This is a genomic window from Congregibacter sp., from assembly GCF_047617445.1.
GTDB lineage: Bacteria > Pseudomonadota > Gammaproteobacteria > Pseudomonadales > Halieaceae > Congregibacter.
The window spans coordinates 1-18473 of sequence record NZ_JBLGBE010000065.1 but is presented as its reverse complement, the minus strand read 5'-3'; the positions used below and the strand labels follow the sequence as shown (position 1 = coordinate 18473).

Genomic DNA, 18473 nt, shown 5'->3' with positions numbered 1-18473 from the left:
CCCCATATTTTGGATCTACGCTCTCAGTCTTGGCATGCATGCCTTGTTTGGCACGGCACTCACATTCCACGTGGTAGCGGTTTTCGCTGAAAGCGGCTTATCCGCCGAAACAGCATTTGGCTATTTTCTGCCTGCGGCAGTGTTCTCCACTGCCAGTAATCTTATAGCCAGTAGCTTTGTGGATCGACGTACACTCAAGCCCTTCCTCGTAGTCATGCTGTCAGCATTGAGTTTTGGCGCAGTGGGGCTAATCAATCTGGAACAAACCTGGGGCTACTGGGTACTTGCCGGCGGCTTTGGTGTCGGCGGTGGTCTTTGGGGAGTCGTGTCGAACCTGGCGTTTATCCGCTTCTTTGGGCCCTTACATCTGGGTGCCGTGAGCGGCTTCAACGCCTCCATATCGGTATTTGCCAGTGCTATCGGGCCCGCCGCCTTCAGCCTGGCAGTGGACCACCTGGGCAGCTATAACGCCGCAGCGCAAATCTGCCTTTGCATGTTATTGGCACTCCTCGCGGCTGCGTTGATTGTCCGTCAGCGAGAGGTGCTGAACATCGCGCTATAAACAGCTTATGCAGCAATGACCCGTAAGCGCTCTTCTGGCTCATCCCACGGTAAGTGGTGATCCTCCAGAATCACCAGATTTTGGCGGTTCACCAACGTCATCTCAGCCTGGTAACCCAGCAAATCGCGAATCTCCCGGTTGGGGTTCGAGGCAATCAACGCAGCCTCGTCCGACGAAAAGTTTGATAAACCCCGCGCTCTTTCAACACCGTGCTCGTCATAGATATGCAGTACATCAGCCTTATGGAAGGCCTGGTGGATTGAAATCAAATCCGAACAGAAGACCCCACCGTCGTTTTTTTCCAGCGCGTCCGCGGCAGATTGCGACAGCACCAGGCTGCCCGCCATTTGCAATCGGTCCGTTAGCCATACCGCCCAGGCAGATTGCGGGGTCGACTTGGCCACACAGCGTGTGTGGGGACGCTTATTTTCCAGAGCAGAAGTGATCGGGTTATCTATGATTCCTCGCGAGATAATGGTCTCGCATCCCGCGTTCTGAGCCATGTTCGCGGCCTGCATCTTGGTGAACATACCGCCAGTGCCCAGAGAGTTCGTGCCACTGGTTACGGCCAGATACTCGCTGACATCATCGACTTTATCGATGAGTTGCGCCCCTTCTTCGTCGGGGTTTCTGTCGTAAAGCCCATCCACACTTGTGAGAATCACCAAAAGTTGCGCCTGAATCATTTGCGCCACTTTCGCCGCGAGTCGATCGTTATCGCCCACCCGAATCTCTTCCGTGGTGATGGTATCGTTCTCGTTAACGATAGGCAGAACACCCAGCTCCAGCAGCTTGTGCACCGTATTCTTCGTGTTCAAAAAACGCCTTCGATTTTCCAGGTCATCCAGGGTGACCAGCACCTGCGCAATATCAAAACCATGCTCCAGCGCGATTTGCTTGTAGGCATTGAGCAAGACGGGTTGCCCACAGGCAGCTGCTGCCTGCTTTTCCTGAATGCTCGCTCGCTCGCTGTCAGAATTCAGCGCTTTGAGACCCAGGGCAACGGACCCTGATGATGCCAAAACCACCTCAAAGCCTTGATCGCGTAACTGGGCAATATCACTGAGTAAGCCATGCATAAATGCGTATCGGGGGCGCAGATCCGGCGTGTTTGCCAGCAAGCTGGAACCAACCTTTACAACGATGCGCGGCTTATCGCGCTTCGACGTGTGGCCGAAGTCGGCTGGGTCGGTGTCAAAAGCAGTCATTTCAAAGGTCCTCTGAGTCATTTTGAGTGGGCAACAGTTAACCTAGTCAGCACATTTAAATGCAAAAACTAATTAGTGTTAAAAGTAATTATTGCTGACAAGCCTAACACGTCGCCAGCGATCATGTGACAGAAATGGTCAAAATACCGATTAAAATCGTTAATTTTCAGTGTTTTATGCCAATATCAATAAGGCGTCCCGAAAAAAGCTGTTGATTGACGGCGGTTTATTTAATTATAATACGAAGTAATTTACGGCGCAGGCGCACGAAAAATCTCGCCCCCATACGCAGATGTGCCTCTTCTAGTAGGGCGCTCCTTCTCGGAGTAAGCTAAGAGAACGACATTGGAGACCTTGGCGGTTTATGAGCAGCTCGACCACAGATGACAAGGAAGCAGCTGGCCCCCGGCATCCAGCGACGCGAGTGCTGATGCTCGGCTGCGGCAGTATGGGAGGGGCCCTGCTGGAGCAGTGGCAGCATATCGATGACTTTGAGTTCACCGTGGTGTCGCCCAGCGGTCTTCGACACTTTCCGGACAGCGTACAACAGGCTCGCTCGCCCAAAGATCTGAGCGGCCAGCAATTTGACATCATAGTCATCGGCGTGAAACCGCAGATGATCGCCGAAGTTTTACCCGGCTATATCAACTTCCTGGCCCCTCAAGGCTTGTACCTGTCGCTTGCCGCCGGATTTTCCTGCACATCCTTAGTCGCGCTCACGGGAAATCCTTGCGTGGCGCGAGTCATGCCCAATCTCCCGGTGGTCCTAGGCAAGGGCGTAAGCGGCCTCTATGCGTCCGAGGGCCTTGAGCAGCAACACAGAGTGTTCATCGACAGGCTCATGGCCGCCACCGGATATACTCTTTGGGTACCCAGCGAAGACGCCCTTGATCGCGTCACCGCGGTTGCTGGCAGTGGTCCAGGCTACGCCTTTGAGTTTGCTCGCGCCTGGGCAGAGGCCGCAGAGGGCCTTGGTTTTAGCCGGTCGCAGTCACGAGTCCTGGTACTCAAAACCCTCCAGGGCGCGATGGAAATGGCCCTTCACAGCGATAGCACGCTTGATGGCCTTCGCGATCGCGTCACCAGCAAGAACGGCACCACACACGCAGGCCTGCGTGCTTTAAACAAGGATGAGCAGCTCGACAACCTGCTAATCGCCACGCTGCAATCCGCCTATTCCCGCTCGGTGGAGCTGCGCTGAGCGAGTGACCCGCGGACGGCCTAAAGGGCACCTTGGCACTTCGGGGTATCGCGACAGGCAACAGCGCTTTCACTTCCTGCATTACTTTCATTTTAGAGACCAAGGAATCTAAAGCTGTGACTACGGATCTGAGCAAAATTATTGATAAACCAAGCGCATCAATTCTCTCGGCTGAAGACTATGTGCTGGAGCTGGGTCGCCGAGCCCGTCAAGCGAGCTGCGAACTTGCGAGCGGCACGACGGAGCAGAAAAATTCGGCGCTTCGCGCTGCTGCGGCGGCTTTACGCGAAACAAGCCCTGCACTTATCCAGGCCAACGCGCAGGACGTCGCCAATGCACAGGAAGCCGGAAAGCCGGCCTCCTTCATTGATCGACTGGAGCTCAATGAGTCCCGCATCGAGGCTATGGCGACAGCTCTTGAGCAAATAGCCGAACTCCCGGACCCCGTGGGCCGAAGCCTAATGGAAACCACGCGGCCCAACGGACTCAAGATCAGCCGTGTTGCCACGCCCATCGGGGTGATCGGCATGATCTATGAGTCACGTCCTAACGTGGGTGCTGATGCCGGCGCCCTGTGCCTCAAGTCTGGCAACGCCGTGATTCTTCGAGGCGGCTCCGAAAGCCTCAACTCCAGCCGTCTGATTGTCCAGGCGATGCAAAAAGGACTGGCGAAAGCACAACTCCCCGGGGACTGCGTGCAGCTGGTGGACAGCACAGATCGGGCCGCCGTGGGCGCACTATTACGTTGCGCCGATTACGTGGACCTGGTGATTCCTCGCGGTGGACGCAGCCTGGTACAACTGGTGCGCGACGAAGCGAGCGTACCCACACTTCTGCATCTCGATGGCAACTGCCACAGTTATGTTCATCGTTCTGCGGACCTGCTAGAAGCCGCCGACATCGTGAAAAACGCCAAACTGCGCCGCACGGGCATCTGCGGCGCCACGGAGAGTCTCGTCGTGGACGAGGCCATCGCAAAAACGTTTATCCCTTTACTGGCCGACAGCCTCGGGGACTGCGAGCTGCGGGGCGACCAACAGGCGCAGGACTGCGACCCGCGCGTGCTCGCCGCCAGCGAATCTGACTGGCGCGAGGAATATCTGGATGCAGTGCTGTCCATCAAAGTTGTGAGTGGCCTGAAGGAAGCCTGTACATTCATCAGCGAGCACTCCTCTGGCCACACCGAAGCGATACTGACGGAAGATGCCGACGCAGCAGAAACATTTCTCAACAACATAGATTCCGCCGTCGTTATGCACAATGCCTCGACGCAGTTTTCAGATGGCGGTGAATTTGGTATGGGCGCAGAGATTGGTATCGCCACAGGAAAAATGCACGCCAGAGGTCCCGTGGGACTGGAGCAACTGACCAGCTTCAAGTACCAGGTCCGCGGCGACGGACAAACTCGGAGCTAAACAGATGTCAATTTACACCCTGGTTTCGCTGGCAAGCTACTTTGTACTCATGATGGGAATAGGTGTCTACGCTTATCGCAACTCTACAAGCGACCTGTCCGAATACATGCTCGGCGGTCGAAATCTGCATCCGGCTGTGGCCGCATTATCGGCTGGAGCCTCGGACATGAGCGGCTGGATGCTCATGGGGCTTCCCGGCGCGGTCTACCTCGCCGGTTTTAGTGCGGCCTGGATTGCTGTGGGACTCGTTGCCGGGGCTTACCTTAACTACCTGCTGGTTGCACCCCGGCTTCGGGTTTACACAGAGCTCGCCGATGACGCTATTACCATCCCGGACTTCTTCGAAAAACGATTCGATGACCAATCGCGATCCTTACGCATGATCTCCTCCGTGGTTATCGTGGTGTTCTTTACCCTCTACACATCGTCTGGTGTTGTCGCTGGCGGCAAGTTGTTCGAAACCTCCTTTGGATTGAGCTACGAACTGGGACTATTTTTAACCGCCGGCGTTGTCGTCGCCTACACACTGTTTGGGGGCTTCCTGGCGGTAAGCCTCACGGACTTCGTTCAGGGCGTCATTATGTTTATCGCCTTAATCATGGTTCCGGCCGTGGCCATCACGCAACTCGGTGGATTCGAAGCCACAGCCGCACAGGTAAGAAGCGTCGACCCCAGCATGCTCAGCTGGTTTAGTGGCGTCACTGCCATCGGACTAATCTCCAGTCTGTCCTGGGGCCTGGGCTACTTCGGACAGCCACATATCATTGTGCGCTTCATGGCCATCCGCTCTCTTCGTGATGTCGCCAAAGCCCGGCACATCGGCATGAGCTGGATGCTCGTGACTGTGCTTGGAGCGGTTGGCACCGGGATCGCTGGTATTGCCTACGTCACCAGTACCTCCGCTACCCTTGCTGATCCTGAGACCATCTTCATCCTGCTATCTCAGGTGCTGTTCCACCCGCTGGCTGGCGGCTTTCTTCTTGCCGCCATACTCGCGGCAATAATGAGCACCATCTCGTCGCAGCTATTGGTGTCATCAAGCTCCCTCACCGAGGATTTCTACAAAACCTTTGTGCACCGCTCCGCAAGTCAAAAAGAGCTGGTACTGGTGGGCCGCCTGTCGGTGCTCGCCGTATCCCTGGTGGCCATAGTCCTTGCCTTTGATCGTTCGGCATCCATCCTATCCTTAGTCAGTAATGCCTGGGCCGGATTCGGGGCCGCTTTTGGTCCAATCATCCTGCTCAGCCTGTTCTGGAAGCGGTTCACTCGCAACGGCGCTCTTGCCGGCATGATCACCGGCGCCGTCACAGTGCTGATGTGGATTTATGCGCCCTTAGAAATCAATGGCCAGCCCCTTTCGGCTTATCTCTACGAGATTGTTCCGGGCTTTGCCTTGAGCAGCATCGCCGCCATAAGTGTCAGCCTCCTGGGAGACCGTCCCGGGCGAGTCATCGGACGAAGACATGATCGTTTGGCACTCACCATGGCCGGTCGCGCTGATATAAGCCCTGCGAACGCTTGATTGAATCAACAAAGGAGCCCAGAATGAAACAGGCTATTACGCTTGAGAGTCGTCCTATGGCGAGCATTAACGAGGGAGAACTCGACGCGATCCGCGCCCATCATGTGGCTGACGAGGAAGACATACTCGCCGCGCTCGCCGGAGGCGCCGGCATTGATCTGGACCTCCGCCAACGAGCCCAGAGCCGCGCTGTAGATCTCATAGAGTGCATAAGAAACGCCGGCAAGCCGGGGCTTATGGAAATGTTCCTTGCCGAATACGGGCTGTCAACCAACGAAGGCATCGCCCTCATGTGCCTGGCCGAAGCTCTGCTACGAGTGCCCGACCCCGGCACCATCGATACGCTCATCGAAGACAAAATCGCGCCTTACGATTGGAGCGAGCACAGCGGCAAATCAGGTTCAGCAGTGGTCAACGCCTCCACGATTGCGCTCATGATGACCGGGCGTGTTTTGGACGATGACAACTCTGCCAGCGTGTCGGGTTTGCTCAATCGCACCGTGAAGCGTCTGGGCGAGCCTGTGGTTCGTCTCGCCGTAAAACGCGCCATGCGGGAAATGGGTAATCAGTTTGTTTTAGGCCAAACCATAGAAGAAGCGCTCAAAAGAGCAGAAGACGAAACCCGCCGGGGGTTTCGCTATTCCTTTGACATGCTTGGGGAGGCAGCGCTGACTCAGGCAGGTGCTGATGAGTACTTCGAGGCTTATGCCGATGCCATTCGCGCTATCGGCAAATCATCGGCCGGTGGTGCCCTGCATGAGCGCCCGGGGATCTCCGTAAAGCTCTCGGCGCTGCATCCTCGATTTGAATATGCAAAACAAGCACGATTGCTAAAGGAATTGGCGCCGCGCCTCAACACACTTGCCCGACTCGCACGAGATGCCAATCTTGGTCTCAACGTCGATGCAGAAGAATCCCAACGACTTGAGCCTTTTTTACACGTGGTCAAAGCTGCACTGTCCGATGAGGAACTTGCCGGCTGGGATGGCTTTGGCGTTGTGGTCCAGGCTTATCAAAAGCGTGCGGCACCGGTCATCGACTGGCTTTACAAACTGGCGTCGTCTTTAGATCGTCGAATCATGGTGCGACTGGTAAAAGGTGCGTACTGGGATTCCGAGATAAAGCAGGCTCAGGTCGATGGAGTATCCGACTATCCGGTATTCACTCGACGCAGTGCGACGGATATATCCTACATTTGCTGTGCAGCAAAGCTCCTGGGCATGACGGACCGTATTTACCCCCAGTTCGCCACCCATAACGCGCAAACGGCAGCGACCATATTGGAGCTTGCCGGCGATCGTGCGGACTACGAATTCCAGCGTCTCCATGGCATGGGGGAAACACTGTTTAACCAACTTATTACTGATGGTGCGAACTGCCGTATCTATGCTCCGGTGGGGCCGCATAAGGATCTTCTTGCCTATCTCGTTCGCAGGCTTTTAGAAAATGGAGCGAATTCTTCCTTCGTGCACAAAGTGGTCGATCCGGCCTATACACCGATCTCACTGGCCGAAGATCCATTTACCCGTCTTAGCAACATCCACTCGACCCGACCTGCATTACTTGCTCATCCTGCAGACATTTACGCGCCGGAGCGTCAGGCATCCCGGGGTTGGGACCTGAACAACAGCAAGGTCATTGAGGCCCTGGAACTGGCACGGGAGCACTTTGCCACGCATCACTGGCAGGTCGAACCACTCCTGGCCTGCCCCATGAATTCCGACGTTGGGCGAGAAATCGTCAATCCTGCCAATCCCAGCGATGTCGTGGGATACGCTATAGAAGTAAGCTCCAGCGACTGCGAGGGAGCCCTCGCAGAAGCCAAGGACTGGAACGACGCTGGTGCCCAGCAGCGCGCGTTTACGCTGCGCCTGGCTGCGGACTTGTTTGAAACCAACACCGGGGAACTGATGGCGCTGCTGGCCCGGGAGGCCGGCAAGTGCGCAGCCGATGCGGTAGCCGAGATACGCGAGGCCGTTGACTTCCTTCGCTACTACGCGAATCGCGGAGAAGATCTGGCGAATGGCGAAGCGCGGGGGATTATCACCTGCATATCACCCTGGAATTTCCCACTCGCTATTTTTACCGGCCAGTTGGCCGCCGCCCTGGCTGCCGGTAACGGCGTCCTGGCAAAACCGGCAGAAACTACGCCGCTCATTGCAGCAGCAGCCGTCAAGCTGCTCCACACTGCGGGAGTGCCGCGGGAAGTTCTGCAGTTCCTTCCCGGAGACGGTGCAAGCGTAGGACAAGCGCTCACTGCATCGTCGACCGTTGCGGGGGTGTGCTTCACCGGGTCCACAGCAACCGCACGGATGATCAATCGAAGCATGGCAGCACATATGTCTCCCGCTGCGCCCCTCATCGCAGAAACCGGTGGCATCAACGCGGGCATTGTGGATTCCACGGCGCTCCCGGAACAAGCGGTTCGCGACGCCCTGGCCTCGGCCTTCCAATCGGCAGGGCAACGCTGTTCGGCACTGCGCGTACTGTACGTGCAGGACGATATTGCCGACATCCTTCTGGAAATGCTCCACGGCGCTATGGATGAATTGGAGCTAGGTGACCCATGGTCGCTGGCGACGGACATAGGGCCGGTAATCAACGCCCAGGCTCAGGAGTCTATTCAGACATACATCGATGAGGCCCGACAGGAGGGCCGCCTGCTCAAGCAACTGGCGGTACCAAAGGAGGGTTATTTTGTAGGACCCGCGGTCATTGAAGTTGCGGGGATAGCAGATGTAACGAGGGAGGTCTTTGGCCCGGTATTGCACGTCGCACGCTTTAAGGCCGAGGATTTCCACAGCATTATCGATGACATCAACGCCAGCGGTTATGGTTTGACCTTTGGCTTACACACGCGCATCGACGAACGCGTAAAAAATGTGTCTTCGGAGGTTCACGCGGGAAACATCTATGTGAATCGCAATCAGATCGGCGCCGTCGTGGAATCCCAGCCCTTTGGTGGAGAGGGTCTGTCCGGCACCGGGCCAAAAGCCGGCGGACCACGTTATGTGCAGCGTTTTCAGCGTCCCATGGCGACGGCAATACAAACAGAACCAGCAATGATTACAGGAACCGGAGTCGACGCGACCACGGTGCAAGCGGCAATCGATGCCCTCAGTTGGTACGAAGCCGAGACCCTGGAGATTCAGGATATGCCCGGCCCTACGGGGGAAGCCAATATTCTGACAATCTTGCCTCGGGGGCTAGTGCTTTGCCTGGGACCAACGGCGCAGGAGGCAGCCTTACAGGCCGGTACCGCGCGACGCCGGGGCTGCCCGGCACTTATGGTCGCACCGGGGGTGGATCCGGCCCACGGCATTGATGGCGTAATTTCCAGAACAGACCTCAGCATGCTACAGAATATTGCGGTGGTGGCGCTATGGAGTGACACAGCAGATCTTGCCTTGGCACGCCAGGCCCTAGCGGCTCGAGAAGGCGCACTCATACCCTTGGTAAGCGTCAGCAGTGAACTGGACAGCTATTGCGTGCGCGAGCGTCATACCTGTATCGACACCACAGCCGCCGGGGGCAATGCGAGCTTGCTCGCAGCTGACAGCGACTGAAGCAGCGAGGGGGTCGCTGGATTTAAAGGATACATAGCAGCTATTCTGCTCCGCACAATAGGTGGGCAGTGGGCAGTGGGCATGGATTTAAGCAAGCTGCCCACCCCAGCATCCAAAAGGCTCTCAGTTATGCAGAAACCAAGCAATCGTCGTCGTAGGGGATGTACGTTTCTGTCGCTCACGTTCTTGGTTGCTGCAGGAGCTTCGGCTCAGGACAGCGATGCGTTGCAGTGGTCGGTAACACCTTATCTCTGGGGCTCGACCACGGAGCTGGACCTGAATTTTCGCGACGCCACAATCAGTCCTTCGGAGATCAGCTTTAAGGATTTACTGGGAACGCTGGATGCGGCCTTTATGGTCCAAGGCGAGGTCGGCAGCGGTCACTGGAGCGCGTTTAGCGACCTGACCTACTTAAAAACCTCCGATTCAGGTGTGCGGGATCAACTGAACACCGATATCGATAGCACCCAAGTGTTTCTCGATGCAGCCGTCGCCTATTGGCCCCAGGGCTTCGGCTCGTCCCTCAATGTATTTGGCGGCCTGCGCCACTCGGATTTTGACAATGAGTTTGGCTTCACCGACATTAATACAGACCAGCCTAAAAGGGTACGAAGTACAGACAAGGCCTATTACGATGTGCTGCTGGGCCTGCGTTATCAAACACCGGTCTCCGAACGCTGGCAGCTTCGTACCTACGCTGACTACGCCTTTGGTGATTCCGAGGGGATTTTTGTCCTGCACGGAAGCTTTGCGTATGCATTTGGCAAGTCCCGGCAAAACCATGCGCTCATTGGCTACCAGTACAAAGAGGCCGAGTTTTCTGACGGCGATCTAACCAATGCATTTCGCTATTACGGTCCCGTGGCCGGCGTTGAATTCAGCTTTTAGTCGAGCTGTGTTTATGCCCTCCCCTGTCTCTTAGACAAAAACAAGGTGAATACTGCTATGCAAGCTTCTCGAAACAGAACCTCCCTTTCACGGAGTACTAAAGCACTCAACACAATTTTGTCTCTGTCGCTTTTAAGTTCCGCTGTCGTGACTTTCGCGGCAACGGACATCGCGCCAGTCGATCAGGTGATTGACGGACTGAAACTGCGTGCCATTGGTCCTGCGATGATGGGCGGACGTATTGCCGATATTGAAGTTGACCCGCAGACACCTGCGACCTGGTACATCGCCGTAGGTTCCGGCGGAGTCTGGAAAACCAGCAATGCGGGGATAACCTGGTCAGCGATCTTTGATAATGAAAAGTCCTACTCCATCGGCGAAATCACCATCGACAGCCAGAACCCCAACACGGTTTGGGTAGGCACCGGTGAAAACGTGAGTGGCCGTCACGTGGGCTGGGGTGATGGCGTCTATCGCAGTCTCGATGGCGGTAAGAGCTGGACATCCATGGGGCTCGAGAAGTCCGAGCACATTGGCCGTATTCTCGTGGACCCTAAAAATTCCGAGCATATTTTGGTCGCCGCCGAAGGCCCGCTCTGGTCCTCGGGCGGAGAGCGCGGTGTTTTCCGCAGCACCGATGGCGGCAAGACCTGGACCGCGGTGCTGAGCGTGAATGATAAGACCGGCGCCACGGATCTGGAGTTTCATCCCAGCGATCCAAGCATCGTGTACGCCGCCACCTACCAACGTCGGCGCACAGTCTGGTCTTTCCTCGCCGGCGGCACCGGGTCGGGCTTTTGGAAATCGACGGATAGCGGCGCTACGTGGCGAGAAGTGACCAACGGGCTACCCAGCGAGGACAAAGCGCTGGAGATTGGAAAAATCGGTCTAGCGGTCACACCGGCCGACCCTGATCGCGTATACGCAACGATAGAGGCTAACGATGGTGAGCAGGGTTTCTTTGTTAGCCACGATCGCGGCGAAAGTTGGGAGCGCAAGAACGAGTACATTTCTGGCGGCACAGGTCCGCACTACTATCAGGAGATCGAAGCATCTCCAGCAGATGCCGATCGGGTTTATCAGATGGATGTGTTCTTACACGTTACCGCAGATGCTGGGACACAGTTTGACGTGTTAGGCACAGGTCGAGCCAAGCACAGTGACAACCACGCGCTTTGGATTGACCCTAATGCGCCGGCCCATCTTCTTGCCGGAACCGACGGAGGCCTCTACGAAAGCTTCGATGATGGCGCCAGCTGGCGACACTTTCCCAACCTGCCGATCAGCCAGTTCTACAAAGTCGCTGTCAGCGATCACTCGCCCTACTACAACGTATTGGTTGGAGCACAGGACCTAGGCACACTGCACGGCCCCGCAAGAACCACAAACGTCGAAGGTATCCGTAATCAGGACTGGTACGTCCCCTACGGTGCGGATGGCTATGGCGTGGCCTTTGACGCCTTCGACTTAAACGTCTTTTATCAAATGAGCCAGAAGGGCAATTTGATACGGCATCATGTGTCGAGCAAAGAGAACGTGAGTATCCGACCCCAGCCAGCCCCCGGCGAAGATCCGGAGCGCTGGAACTGGGACTCGCCACTGGAAGTGAGTCCACATACGCCCGGGCGAATCTACTTCGGCTCCCAGCGAGTGTGGCAAAGCGACGATCGCGGTGACGCCTGGTCGGCCATTAGCGAGGACCTCACCACCAACAGTAATCGCTTCACGCTCCCCGTGGACGGACGGGTGCGTAGCACCGACGCTCTGTGGGACCTCGGAGCCATGTCGGGTTATGCCTCATTGACCGCGATCTCTGAGTCACCCTTACAGGCTGGACGTCTATGGACCGGCAGTGATGACGGCCTGGTACACAGCAGCACAGACGGCGGCAAAAGCTGGAAAGAAGCCAGTCCTTCCGCATTGCCCAAAGGCGCCTTCATCAACGATATAGAAGCCTCTGTGCACAATGAAAACGGCGCCTTCGTCGCGGCCGACAATCACAAAACCGGCGACTATCGACCCATGCTTTTTGCCACAGACAACGATGGAAAAAGCTGGCGTGATATCAGCGGCGATCTGCCCAAGGACGTAATTGTGTGGGCGATTCAACAAGATCATATCGAACCGGGCCTCTTGTTCATTGCTGCAGAGAACGGACTCTACGTCACGCTTGATAGCGGTAAGCACTGGAAGACGCTTAGCGCCGGAGTCCCCACGGTGCCCTTTAGAGATCTTAAATTGCAGCGCCGGGATAACGATCTGGTGGGCGCCAGCTTTGGACGGGGCGTCTATATTCTGGATGATTACCGACCCCTTCGAGAAATGGCCGCCAACCTGCGTCAGCGCGACGAGACTCTGCCCGGCAGCAGCGCTGCGCTATTCGCCGTTCGCGACGCCTGGTGGTATCTACCCTCGGTGCCCGGACAGGCCGTAGGCAGTCCCAGCCAGGGCAGCACTGCCTACAAGGCCGCCAACCCCGAAATGGGCCCGCTGTTCTCGGCCTATCTGCCAGAAGTGGCCGCAACACCTGCAGAGCGGCGGCGCGACAAAGAGCGTGAGCTTGTAGCGGCCGACAAAAACATTCCCTTCCCCGGCTGGGACGGGTTAAGGGACGAAGCCTCCGCGGGCGAGGCGCGATACTACATCGAGATAAGCGACGCCCAGGGTAATGCCGTACGACGTCTAAGCCTCGGGAAAAAAGCAGGATTGCAGCGCCTGAACTGGGACATGCGAGCAGATGCCCCCAATGCCATTAGCTTTCCCGATGGCAGCTTCCGTGCACCCTGGATGAGCGATCCCAAAGGGCCGCTTATGGCACCGGGTGCCTATAGTGCACAGCTGGTTCGTGTGGGCCCCGCCGCCATCGAGGCTCTGGGGGTGGCCAGGAACTTTGAGTTACAGGCTCTCACCAACTTGCCAGAGGGAACCGACTATCTGGCCTCGGTGGCGTTCCAGCGTGAAGTCAGCGACGCGCAACGACAGCTCTACGCCGTGGACGCAGCACTGAAGGAAGTCACAGCAGGCACTCAGTATCTCCGTGCAGCGATAGACGCATCGCCTCAAAGTCCCTCATCACTGCAGCAGGCGATCGACACGCTGGAAGCCGATGTCGCCGAGCTGAAGTTTATGCTTCGCGGAAACCCCGCCAGGCAAAGACTCAGCGAGGCCATGTCACACAGTGCCGCGCATCGCATCGGCTCCGCTGCTAATGCGCTAAACACCCGCATGCCCCCCACGGCGAATCAGCGCGAGGACCTGCGGCTAGGAAGTGAGTGGATGACCGATATTGTCGCGCGAGTTGCGGCTTTGCGTGAGGGCCAACTGGCCGATATCAAGAAAACACTTGCAGAAAACGGAGCACCTTGGGTGCCCGGTCAATCACTCAATGATTGATAGACGCCAAGAGTAGATAGTAAAAACCCGGCGGCGCATTAACGCTGCCGGGTTTTTTTAAGTCCTCAAGAGCCCCAACAAAGCCACCGCAGGAACAGGCTCTACTCCCAGTCCGGCGCCGCCACGGCGGGACCGGCAACCGCGTTGAACGCAGCGACGTCTTCGTCCATGAGCTCCTGCCATGCAGACATGGCCGCCTGCCACTGTGGCCGCAGGTCATCCAGACGCTCCCTCTGACCCCGTGTCAGCCCTAGTACCGCATTATCAGCCTGCTGATAAACGTCAATGAGAAACGCATCAATACGCGGATGAAAGTTCAGCACGTCCTGAAAAGTCTCCCGCTGCGGTGTCGTCACTGATTCTTGCCAATCCCCTAGAGCAGACAACAAAGACTCCGCCGCTTCGCTAACAATATCGTCTCCCGCCTCCTTGGCCAGGGACTGCCGCAGTTGCACCTGCTTCTGAATACTTTGCAAGCTGGCAACGCGGGTATACACGGCGTCGATCATTCCAAAGGCTTCCGCAACAAAGGCTTGCTGCTCTTCGATAGCCGCGCCGTCATAGCTGTTAATGGGATCCCAGCTAACTTCCAGAGACTGCTCGTAGCTTTCTTCAGCTAGTTGCAGACGCAGTGTGTAGGTACCCGGCGCTATCGCGTAACCCGCAGTAGATTTATCCGCGCGGGACCCATAGACCACATCGTAATCAAGCGTTTGCGTAGCGTCCGTGCGCAGATCCCAAACCAGCCTGTTGAGGCCTTTTTCGGCAGGCAGGGCTATGGAGGATCCAGAGCCACCGCCTTCGACGCCCTTCTTGGCATCCGTCTCTATACGTCGAACGACATCACCTTGTGCGTTCAAGACATCCAAGGTCAGCGACTGCTCTTCAACGTCGAGCTCCTCTGACAGGGCGTAGTAGATCACCGCACCGTTCGGTGCGCTTGGCGCAACGCTTTCGCCACCACCTGAACGGCCTTTGGTGGGCGTCAATCGAATAGCCATTGATGGCGCGTAAAGATGCGCCGAAGTGCTGGCTTGATCAGGCTGAAACTGCCGCAGCGGAAGGATGTCATCGATCACCCAAAAAGCACGGCCCTGGGTCGCGAGTACCAAATCATTGCGTCGCAGCATAAGGTCCGTAATCGGAACAATGGGCAGATTGCCCTGAAACGCTTGCCAGTCCTTGCCACTGTTGAAGGAGATATAAAGGCCACGCTCCATACCCACGAACAATAAACCGGCGCGTTCCGGATCTTCCCGCAGGACACGGGCAAAGTGTGTGTCTGGGAGGCCATCGGTAATGGATGACCAGCTACGGCCGTAATTGGCGGTGCGATACACATAGGGCTTGTTGTCGCCCTCTTTGTATTTCATCACCACAACATAGGCTACCGCCGGATCATGCGGTGACACTTCGATGGAATTGATCAAGCCTCGTCCAACATTTCGGGGAGTAACATCCTTCCAGTTTTCGCCGCCATCTCGAGTAAGGTGGAGAAGGCCGTCATCGCTACCGACCCAAAGTGTATCGGCATCGTGAGGACTCTCGGCAAAGGAAAATATGGTGTTGTACTGCTCAATGTTTTCGTTGGTGTACGGACCAGAACCCTGACCCTGCTTGTCCGCTTCATTGCGTGTCAGGTCTGGACTCGCTTCAGCCCAGTCAAAGCCACGATTTACCGACTTCAACAAGACGTTACCGCCGTGATACAAGACTTTGGGATCATGCAGAGAAACATGAATGGGAGCGTTCCAGTTAAAGCGGTACTTCGAATCACTCGCCAACTGACCTAGGCCTGTTTCGGCATACGCCTTAATTGATCGACTCGTGCGTGTCTGGGTATCGAACTCGTCAATCAAACCCAGATAGCAGCCCGCGTAGGTGTAACGCGGATCATCAGGATCCATTGCCACATAGGCACTCTCACAGCCACCGTGGATCTCCCAGTCGTCTCGGCCGATGCTGCCATCCCGAGAGCGGCTGCGAATAGCCACGGTAGAGTTGTCTTGCTGCCCTCCGTAAATACGGTATTCAAAAGCGTTATCGGTATTTACCCGATAGAACTGCGCGGTAGGTTGATTGTCCTGTCGGGACCAACTCCTCGCACCATCGAAGGATACATTTGCCCCGCCGTCGTTCGCGTTAACCATCCAGTCCGAGTTATCGGGATTAATCCACAGGTAGTGATTGTCGCCATGGGGAACATTCACCTGAGTAAAGCTTTTGCCGCCGTCGATAGACTTCATAAACGGCGCGTTGAGGACATAGACCGTGTTCTCATCGTTAGGATCCGCAAAAATATGCATGTAGTACCAGGATCGGGCTCGGAGAACCCGCTCCTTGTTAACCTGACTCCAGCTATCTCCCCCATCATCTGAGCGATAGAGCCCTCCCTCGTCGCCTTCTGCTTCGATGACTGCCCAGACCCGCCCAGACTTTGCGCCAGATACCGCAACGCCTAACTTGCCCATGCCTTCTGGTAGATCATCGACCAAGCGCTCCCAGCTCTCACCGCCGTCGCTGGACCGCCAGATGCCGCTGCCGTCTCCGCCGGAGCGCAGCTTCCAGGGGCTGCGTTGGTTATCCCACATCGCAGCAAAGAGGATTCGCGGATTACCCGGATCAATAGCAAGATCCACCGCGCCACTGCTCTCATTGAGCGGCTCTAGTACGCGACGCCAGGTCTTACCACCATCCGTTGTTTTAAACACACCGCCGTCGTCCGCAGGCGCATAGGTATTACCTTGAGCGGCGACCCATATGGTGTCCGGGTCGTTGGGATGAATGCGGATCTCGCCGACTTGACGCAGGTCTTCAAATCCAATGTGCGTCCAGGTCTTGCCAGCATCGGTGGACTTGTAGACGCCATCACCCTGCGATGAGGCAATGTTTCGAAACGGCGACTCCCCCATGCCCACAACGACCACATTGGGGTCTGAGGCGGCCACGGCGATGGCGCCCACGGCTGACGAACCAAAGTCCTCATCCGAAACGGGATACCAACTCGCTCCTGCGTTGTCCGTTTTCCAGACACCACCGGTAGTGCCCATGTAGTACACGTGCGGATTCTCTCGAACGCCGACGGCAACCGTTGCCCGTCCTCCGCGGAATGGTCCGACGTTTCGCGCCTCTATTCCGTCAAAGAAATCGCGTTCGTCGTCTACACTATGTGCTATCGGCGACATCCCAAAAAAGACAATGCCAAGACAGGCCAGAAACAGCGCTGGTTTCATAATTAACCCTCAGAACCTAATAGATTATTTTCGAGATCACTTTGCACGAAAAGTATATGTCAAAATTGTGATGAACGAACTACATACAACCCAAGGAACACGCTCTATGCGAACACCCCTCAGTCTTAAAGGCACCCTTGATACGCCGCGACTGAGAGGCGTCGCCATCTTGTGCGGACTGTTCCTCTCCCTACCCTTAACGGCCGCACCCCAGGCAACATCGCAGGCCCCCCTAAGCCTGGATGAGCTCTTTGCTTCGCCGAGCCTGTTTGGCACCGTACCTTCGGCGCCAAAATGGGCGGCTGATAGCCAGCATTTTGCGTTCACCTGGAACGATCGGGGTCTGCCGGATCGGGGGCTATGGCTGGCCTCTGCCGACGGCAAGGAACTACGTCGCTTGTCGGTAGCACAAGCCGATGGTCCGTCGACTCGTGAGTTCACCTGGCGGGCCGACAGCAAGACTATCCTCATGCTCAGAGGCGGCGAGCTTTGGCAGACGCGCATAGATGATGAAACACCAACGCTGCTGGGCGATATTGGCTCTGGGGCGTCAAGTCTCAGCATCGCCCCTGACGATGCACAAATAGCGTTCCTCAAAGATGGTGATCTTTGGCTCTTTGACCTACAGACTAAAACCTCGCGAGCGGTCACCGAGGTAGGTATTGCAGGTTTGTCGTCTCTCTCTATCGGTCGCTACAACCGACCAGAGCGAGAGATTGGCCCGGGAATCTGGGGAGGACCTACCTACGTCTGGTCACCGGATAGCAAAACCATCGCCGTACACCTGGTGGATCGTCGGGATATGCGCAAAGTGCCCTTCCCGGATTATCTGTCATCCGAAACCACAGCAAATGAAATACGTCGAGGCTACCCGGGCGATCCAAATGAGTCTCGTAATGTGGGTCTGGTCAATCTGGCTGACGGCAAACTCGAACTGATCCCTCTGGATGAGAGCTCCGCACGACAGATCATCGGTTTCTCCTGGTCATCCAAGAGCGTATTGCTACTGGATGTCGCGTCGGACACCGCGGTCGATCGTTGGCTTTATACCGTAGATGCGAAGCGTCGCTTAACCGAAGTCTGGCACAGCCACCGACCTAGTCGTATTTACACTTCCTTTGCCTCACAGTGGCATCCCAACGGCGAAGAGGTCATTTTTCTCAGCGACCTAGATGATCGTTACGGGCTATACCTTATCGATGCCTTTGCAAAGAACCGATCACCGACGCTACTAAGTAGCCCGGACTCTGATGTCTTGAGTGGCCCCTTGATAACGAGCGCCGGAAGCATCTTTTATGCGGCCAATGCACCGTCTGCCTCACAGAGCCAGGTATTTGTTATCCAGGGCAAGGACCAAGCACCCCGGCGCGTCACGCCTCTGTCAGGCAACAACGAGGGCTACCCCTCGCCTGACGCAAGTCGCGTGGCTTTTGTGCACAGCAACGACGCCCAGCCTGCGGACATTTATACCGTTAGCTCCAAGGG

Annotated in this window: 9 protein-coding genes and 1 pseudogene; 8 read left to right on the top strand and 2 right to left on the bottom strand. The window is 56.4% G+C overall.

Annotated features, from left to right (window positions below; genetic code table 11):
- A pseudogene (locus tag ACI9KD_RS13350) lies at positions 1–562 on the top strand (MFS transporter); the annotation flags it as partial.
- Between the two features lie 5 nt (positions 563–567).
- Here the strand turns inward: ACI9KD_RS13350 and proB are convergent.
- The gene (gene proB / locus ACI9KD_RS13345) at positions 568–1770 is read right to left on the bottom strand and encodes a glutamate 5-kinase (protein WP_414981670.1); all 1203 of its coding nucleotides are present in this window, start codon (positions 1768–1770) and stop codon (positions 568–570) included.
- 364 nt (positions 1771–2134) lie between these two features.
- Between proB and ACI9KD_RS13340 the strand changes: the two genes are divergently transcribed.
- The 6 genes from ACI9KD_RS13340 (at position 2135) to ACI9KD_RS13315 (ending at position 13755) form a co-directional block, all read left to right on the top strand.
- Entirely contained in the window at positions 2135–2971 is an 837-nt protein-coding gene (locus ACI9KD_RS13340; protein WP_414981669.1) for a pyrroline-5-carboxylate reductase family protein, read from the top strand.
- 116 nt (positions 2972–3087) lie between these two features.
- A complete protein-coding gene (locus ACI9KD_RS13335) occupies positions 3088–4386 on the top strand; it encodes a glutamate-5-semialdehyde dehydrogenase (protein ID WP_414981668.1) in 1299 nt (432 codons plus the stop codon).
- A gap of 4 nt (positions 4387–4390) precedes the next feature.
- On the top strand, positions 4391–5908 hold the full coding sequence (gene putP / locus ACI9KD_RS13330) for a sodium/proline symporter PutP (protein WP_414981667.1): 1518 nt from the start codon (positions 4391–4393) through the stop codon (positions 5906–5908).
- A 23-nt stretch (positions 5909–5931) separates the two neighbouring features.
- Positions 5932–9474: a bifunctional proline dehydrogenase/L-glutamate gamma-semialdehyde dehydrogenase PutA gene (gene putA / locus ACI9KD_RS13325; RefSeq protein ID WP_414981666.1), complete on the top strand. Its 3543-nt coding sequence runs from the start codon at positions 5932–5934 to the stop codon at positions 9472–9474.
- 129 nt (positions 9475–9603) lie between these two features.
- Positions 9604–10362 (top strand): hypothetical protein, encoded by a 759-nt coding sequence (locus ACI9KD_RS13320; protein ID WP_414981665.1) that lies wholly within the window; start codon positions 9604–9606, stop codon positions 10360–10362.
- 147 nt (positions 10363–10509) lie between these two features.
- A complete protein-coding gene (locus ACI9KD_RS13315) occupies positions 10510–13755 on the top strand; it encodes a WD40/YVTN/BNR-like repeat-containing protein (RefSeq protein ID WP_414981664.1) in 3246 nt (1081 codons plus the stop codon).
- 101 nt (positions 13756–13856) lie between these two features.
- On the opposite strand, the gene ACI9KD_RS13310 is transcribed toward ACI9KD_RS13315, so the two are convergent.
- The gene (locus ACI9KD_RS13310; protein WP_414981663.1) at positions 13857–16988 is read right to left on the bottom strand and encodes a WD40/YVTN/BNR-like repeat-containing protein; all 3132 of its coding nucleotides are present in this window, start codon (positions 16986–16988) and stop codon (positions 13857–13859) included.
- A 106-nt stretch (positions 16989–17094) separates the two neighbouring features.
- Between ACI9KD_RS13310 and ACI9KD_RS13305 the strand changes: the two genes are divergently transcribed.
- Positions 17095–18473, top strand: a 1379-nt coding sequence (locus ACI9KD_RS13305; protein ID WP_414981662.1) for a DPP IV N-terminal domain-containing protein, incomplete at its 3' end; no start/stop codon positions are given.

Coding starts and splice junctions, on each gene's coding strand:
- ACI9KD_RS13310 (WP_414981663.1), bottom strand. CDS start 16,988: ATGAAACCAGCGCTGTTTCTGGCCTGTCTTGGCATTGTCTTTTTTGGG.
- ACI9KD_RS13340 (WP_414981669.1), top strand. CDS start 2,135: ATGAGCAGCTCGACCACAGATGACAAGGAAGCAGCTGGCCCCCGGCAT.
- putP (WP_414981667.1), top strand. CDS start 4,391: ATGTCAATTTACACCCTGGTTTCGCTGGCAAGCTACTTTGTACTCATG.
- ACI9KD_RS13320 (WP_414981665.1), top strand. CDS start 9,604: ATGCAGAAACCAAGCAATCGTCGTCGTAGGGGATGTACGTTTCTGTCG.
- putA (WP_414981666.1), top strand. CDS start 5,932: ATGAAACAGGCTATTACGCTTGAGAGTCGTCCTATGGCGAGCATTAAC.
- proB (WP_414981670.1), bottom strand. CDS start 1,770: ATGACTGCTTTTGACACCGACCCAGCCGACTTCGGCCACACGTCGAAG.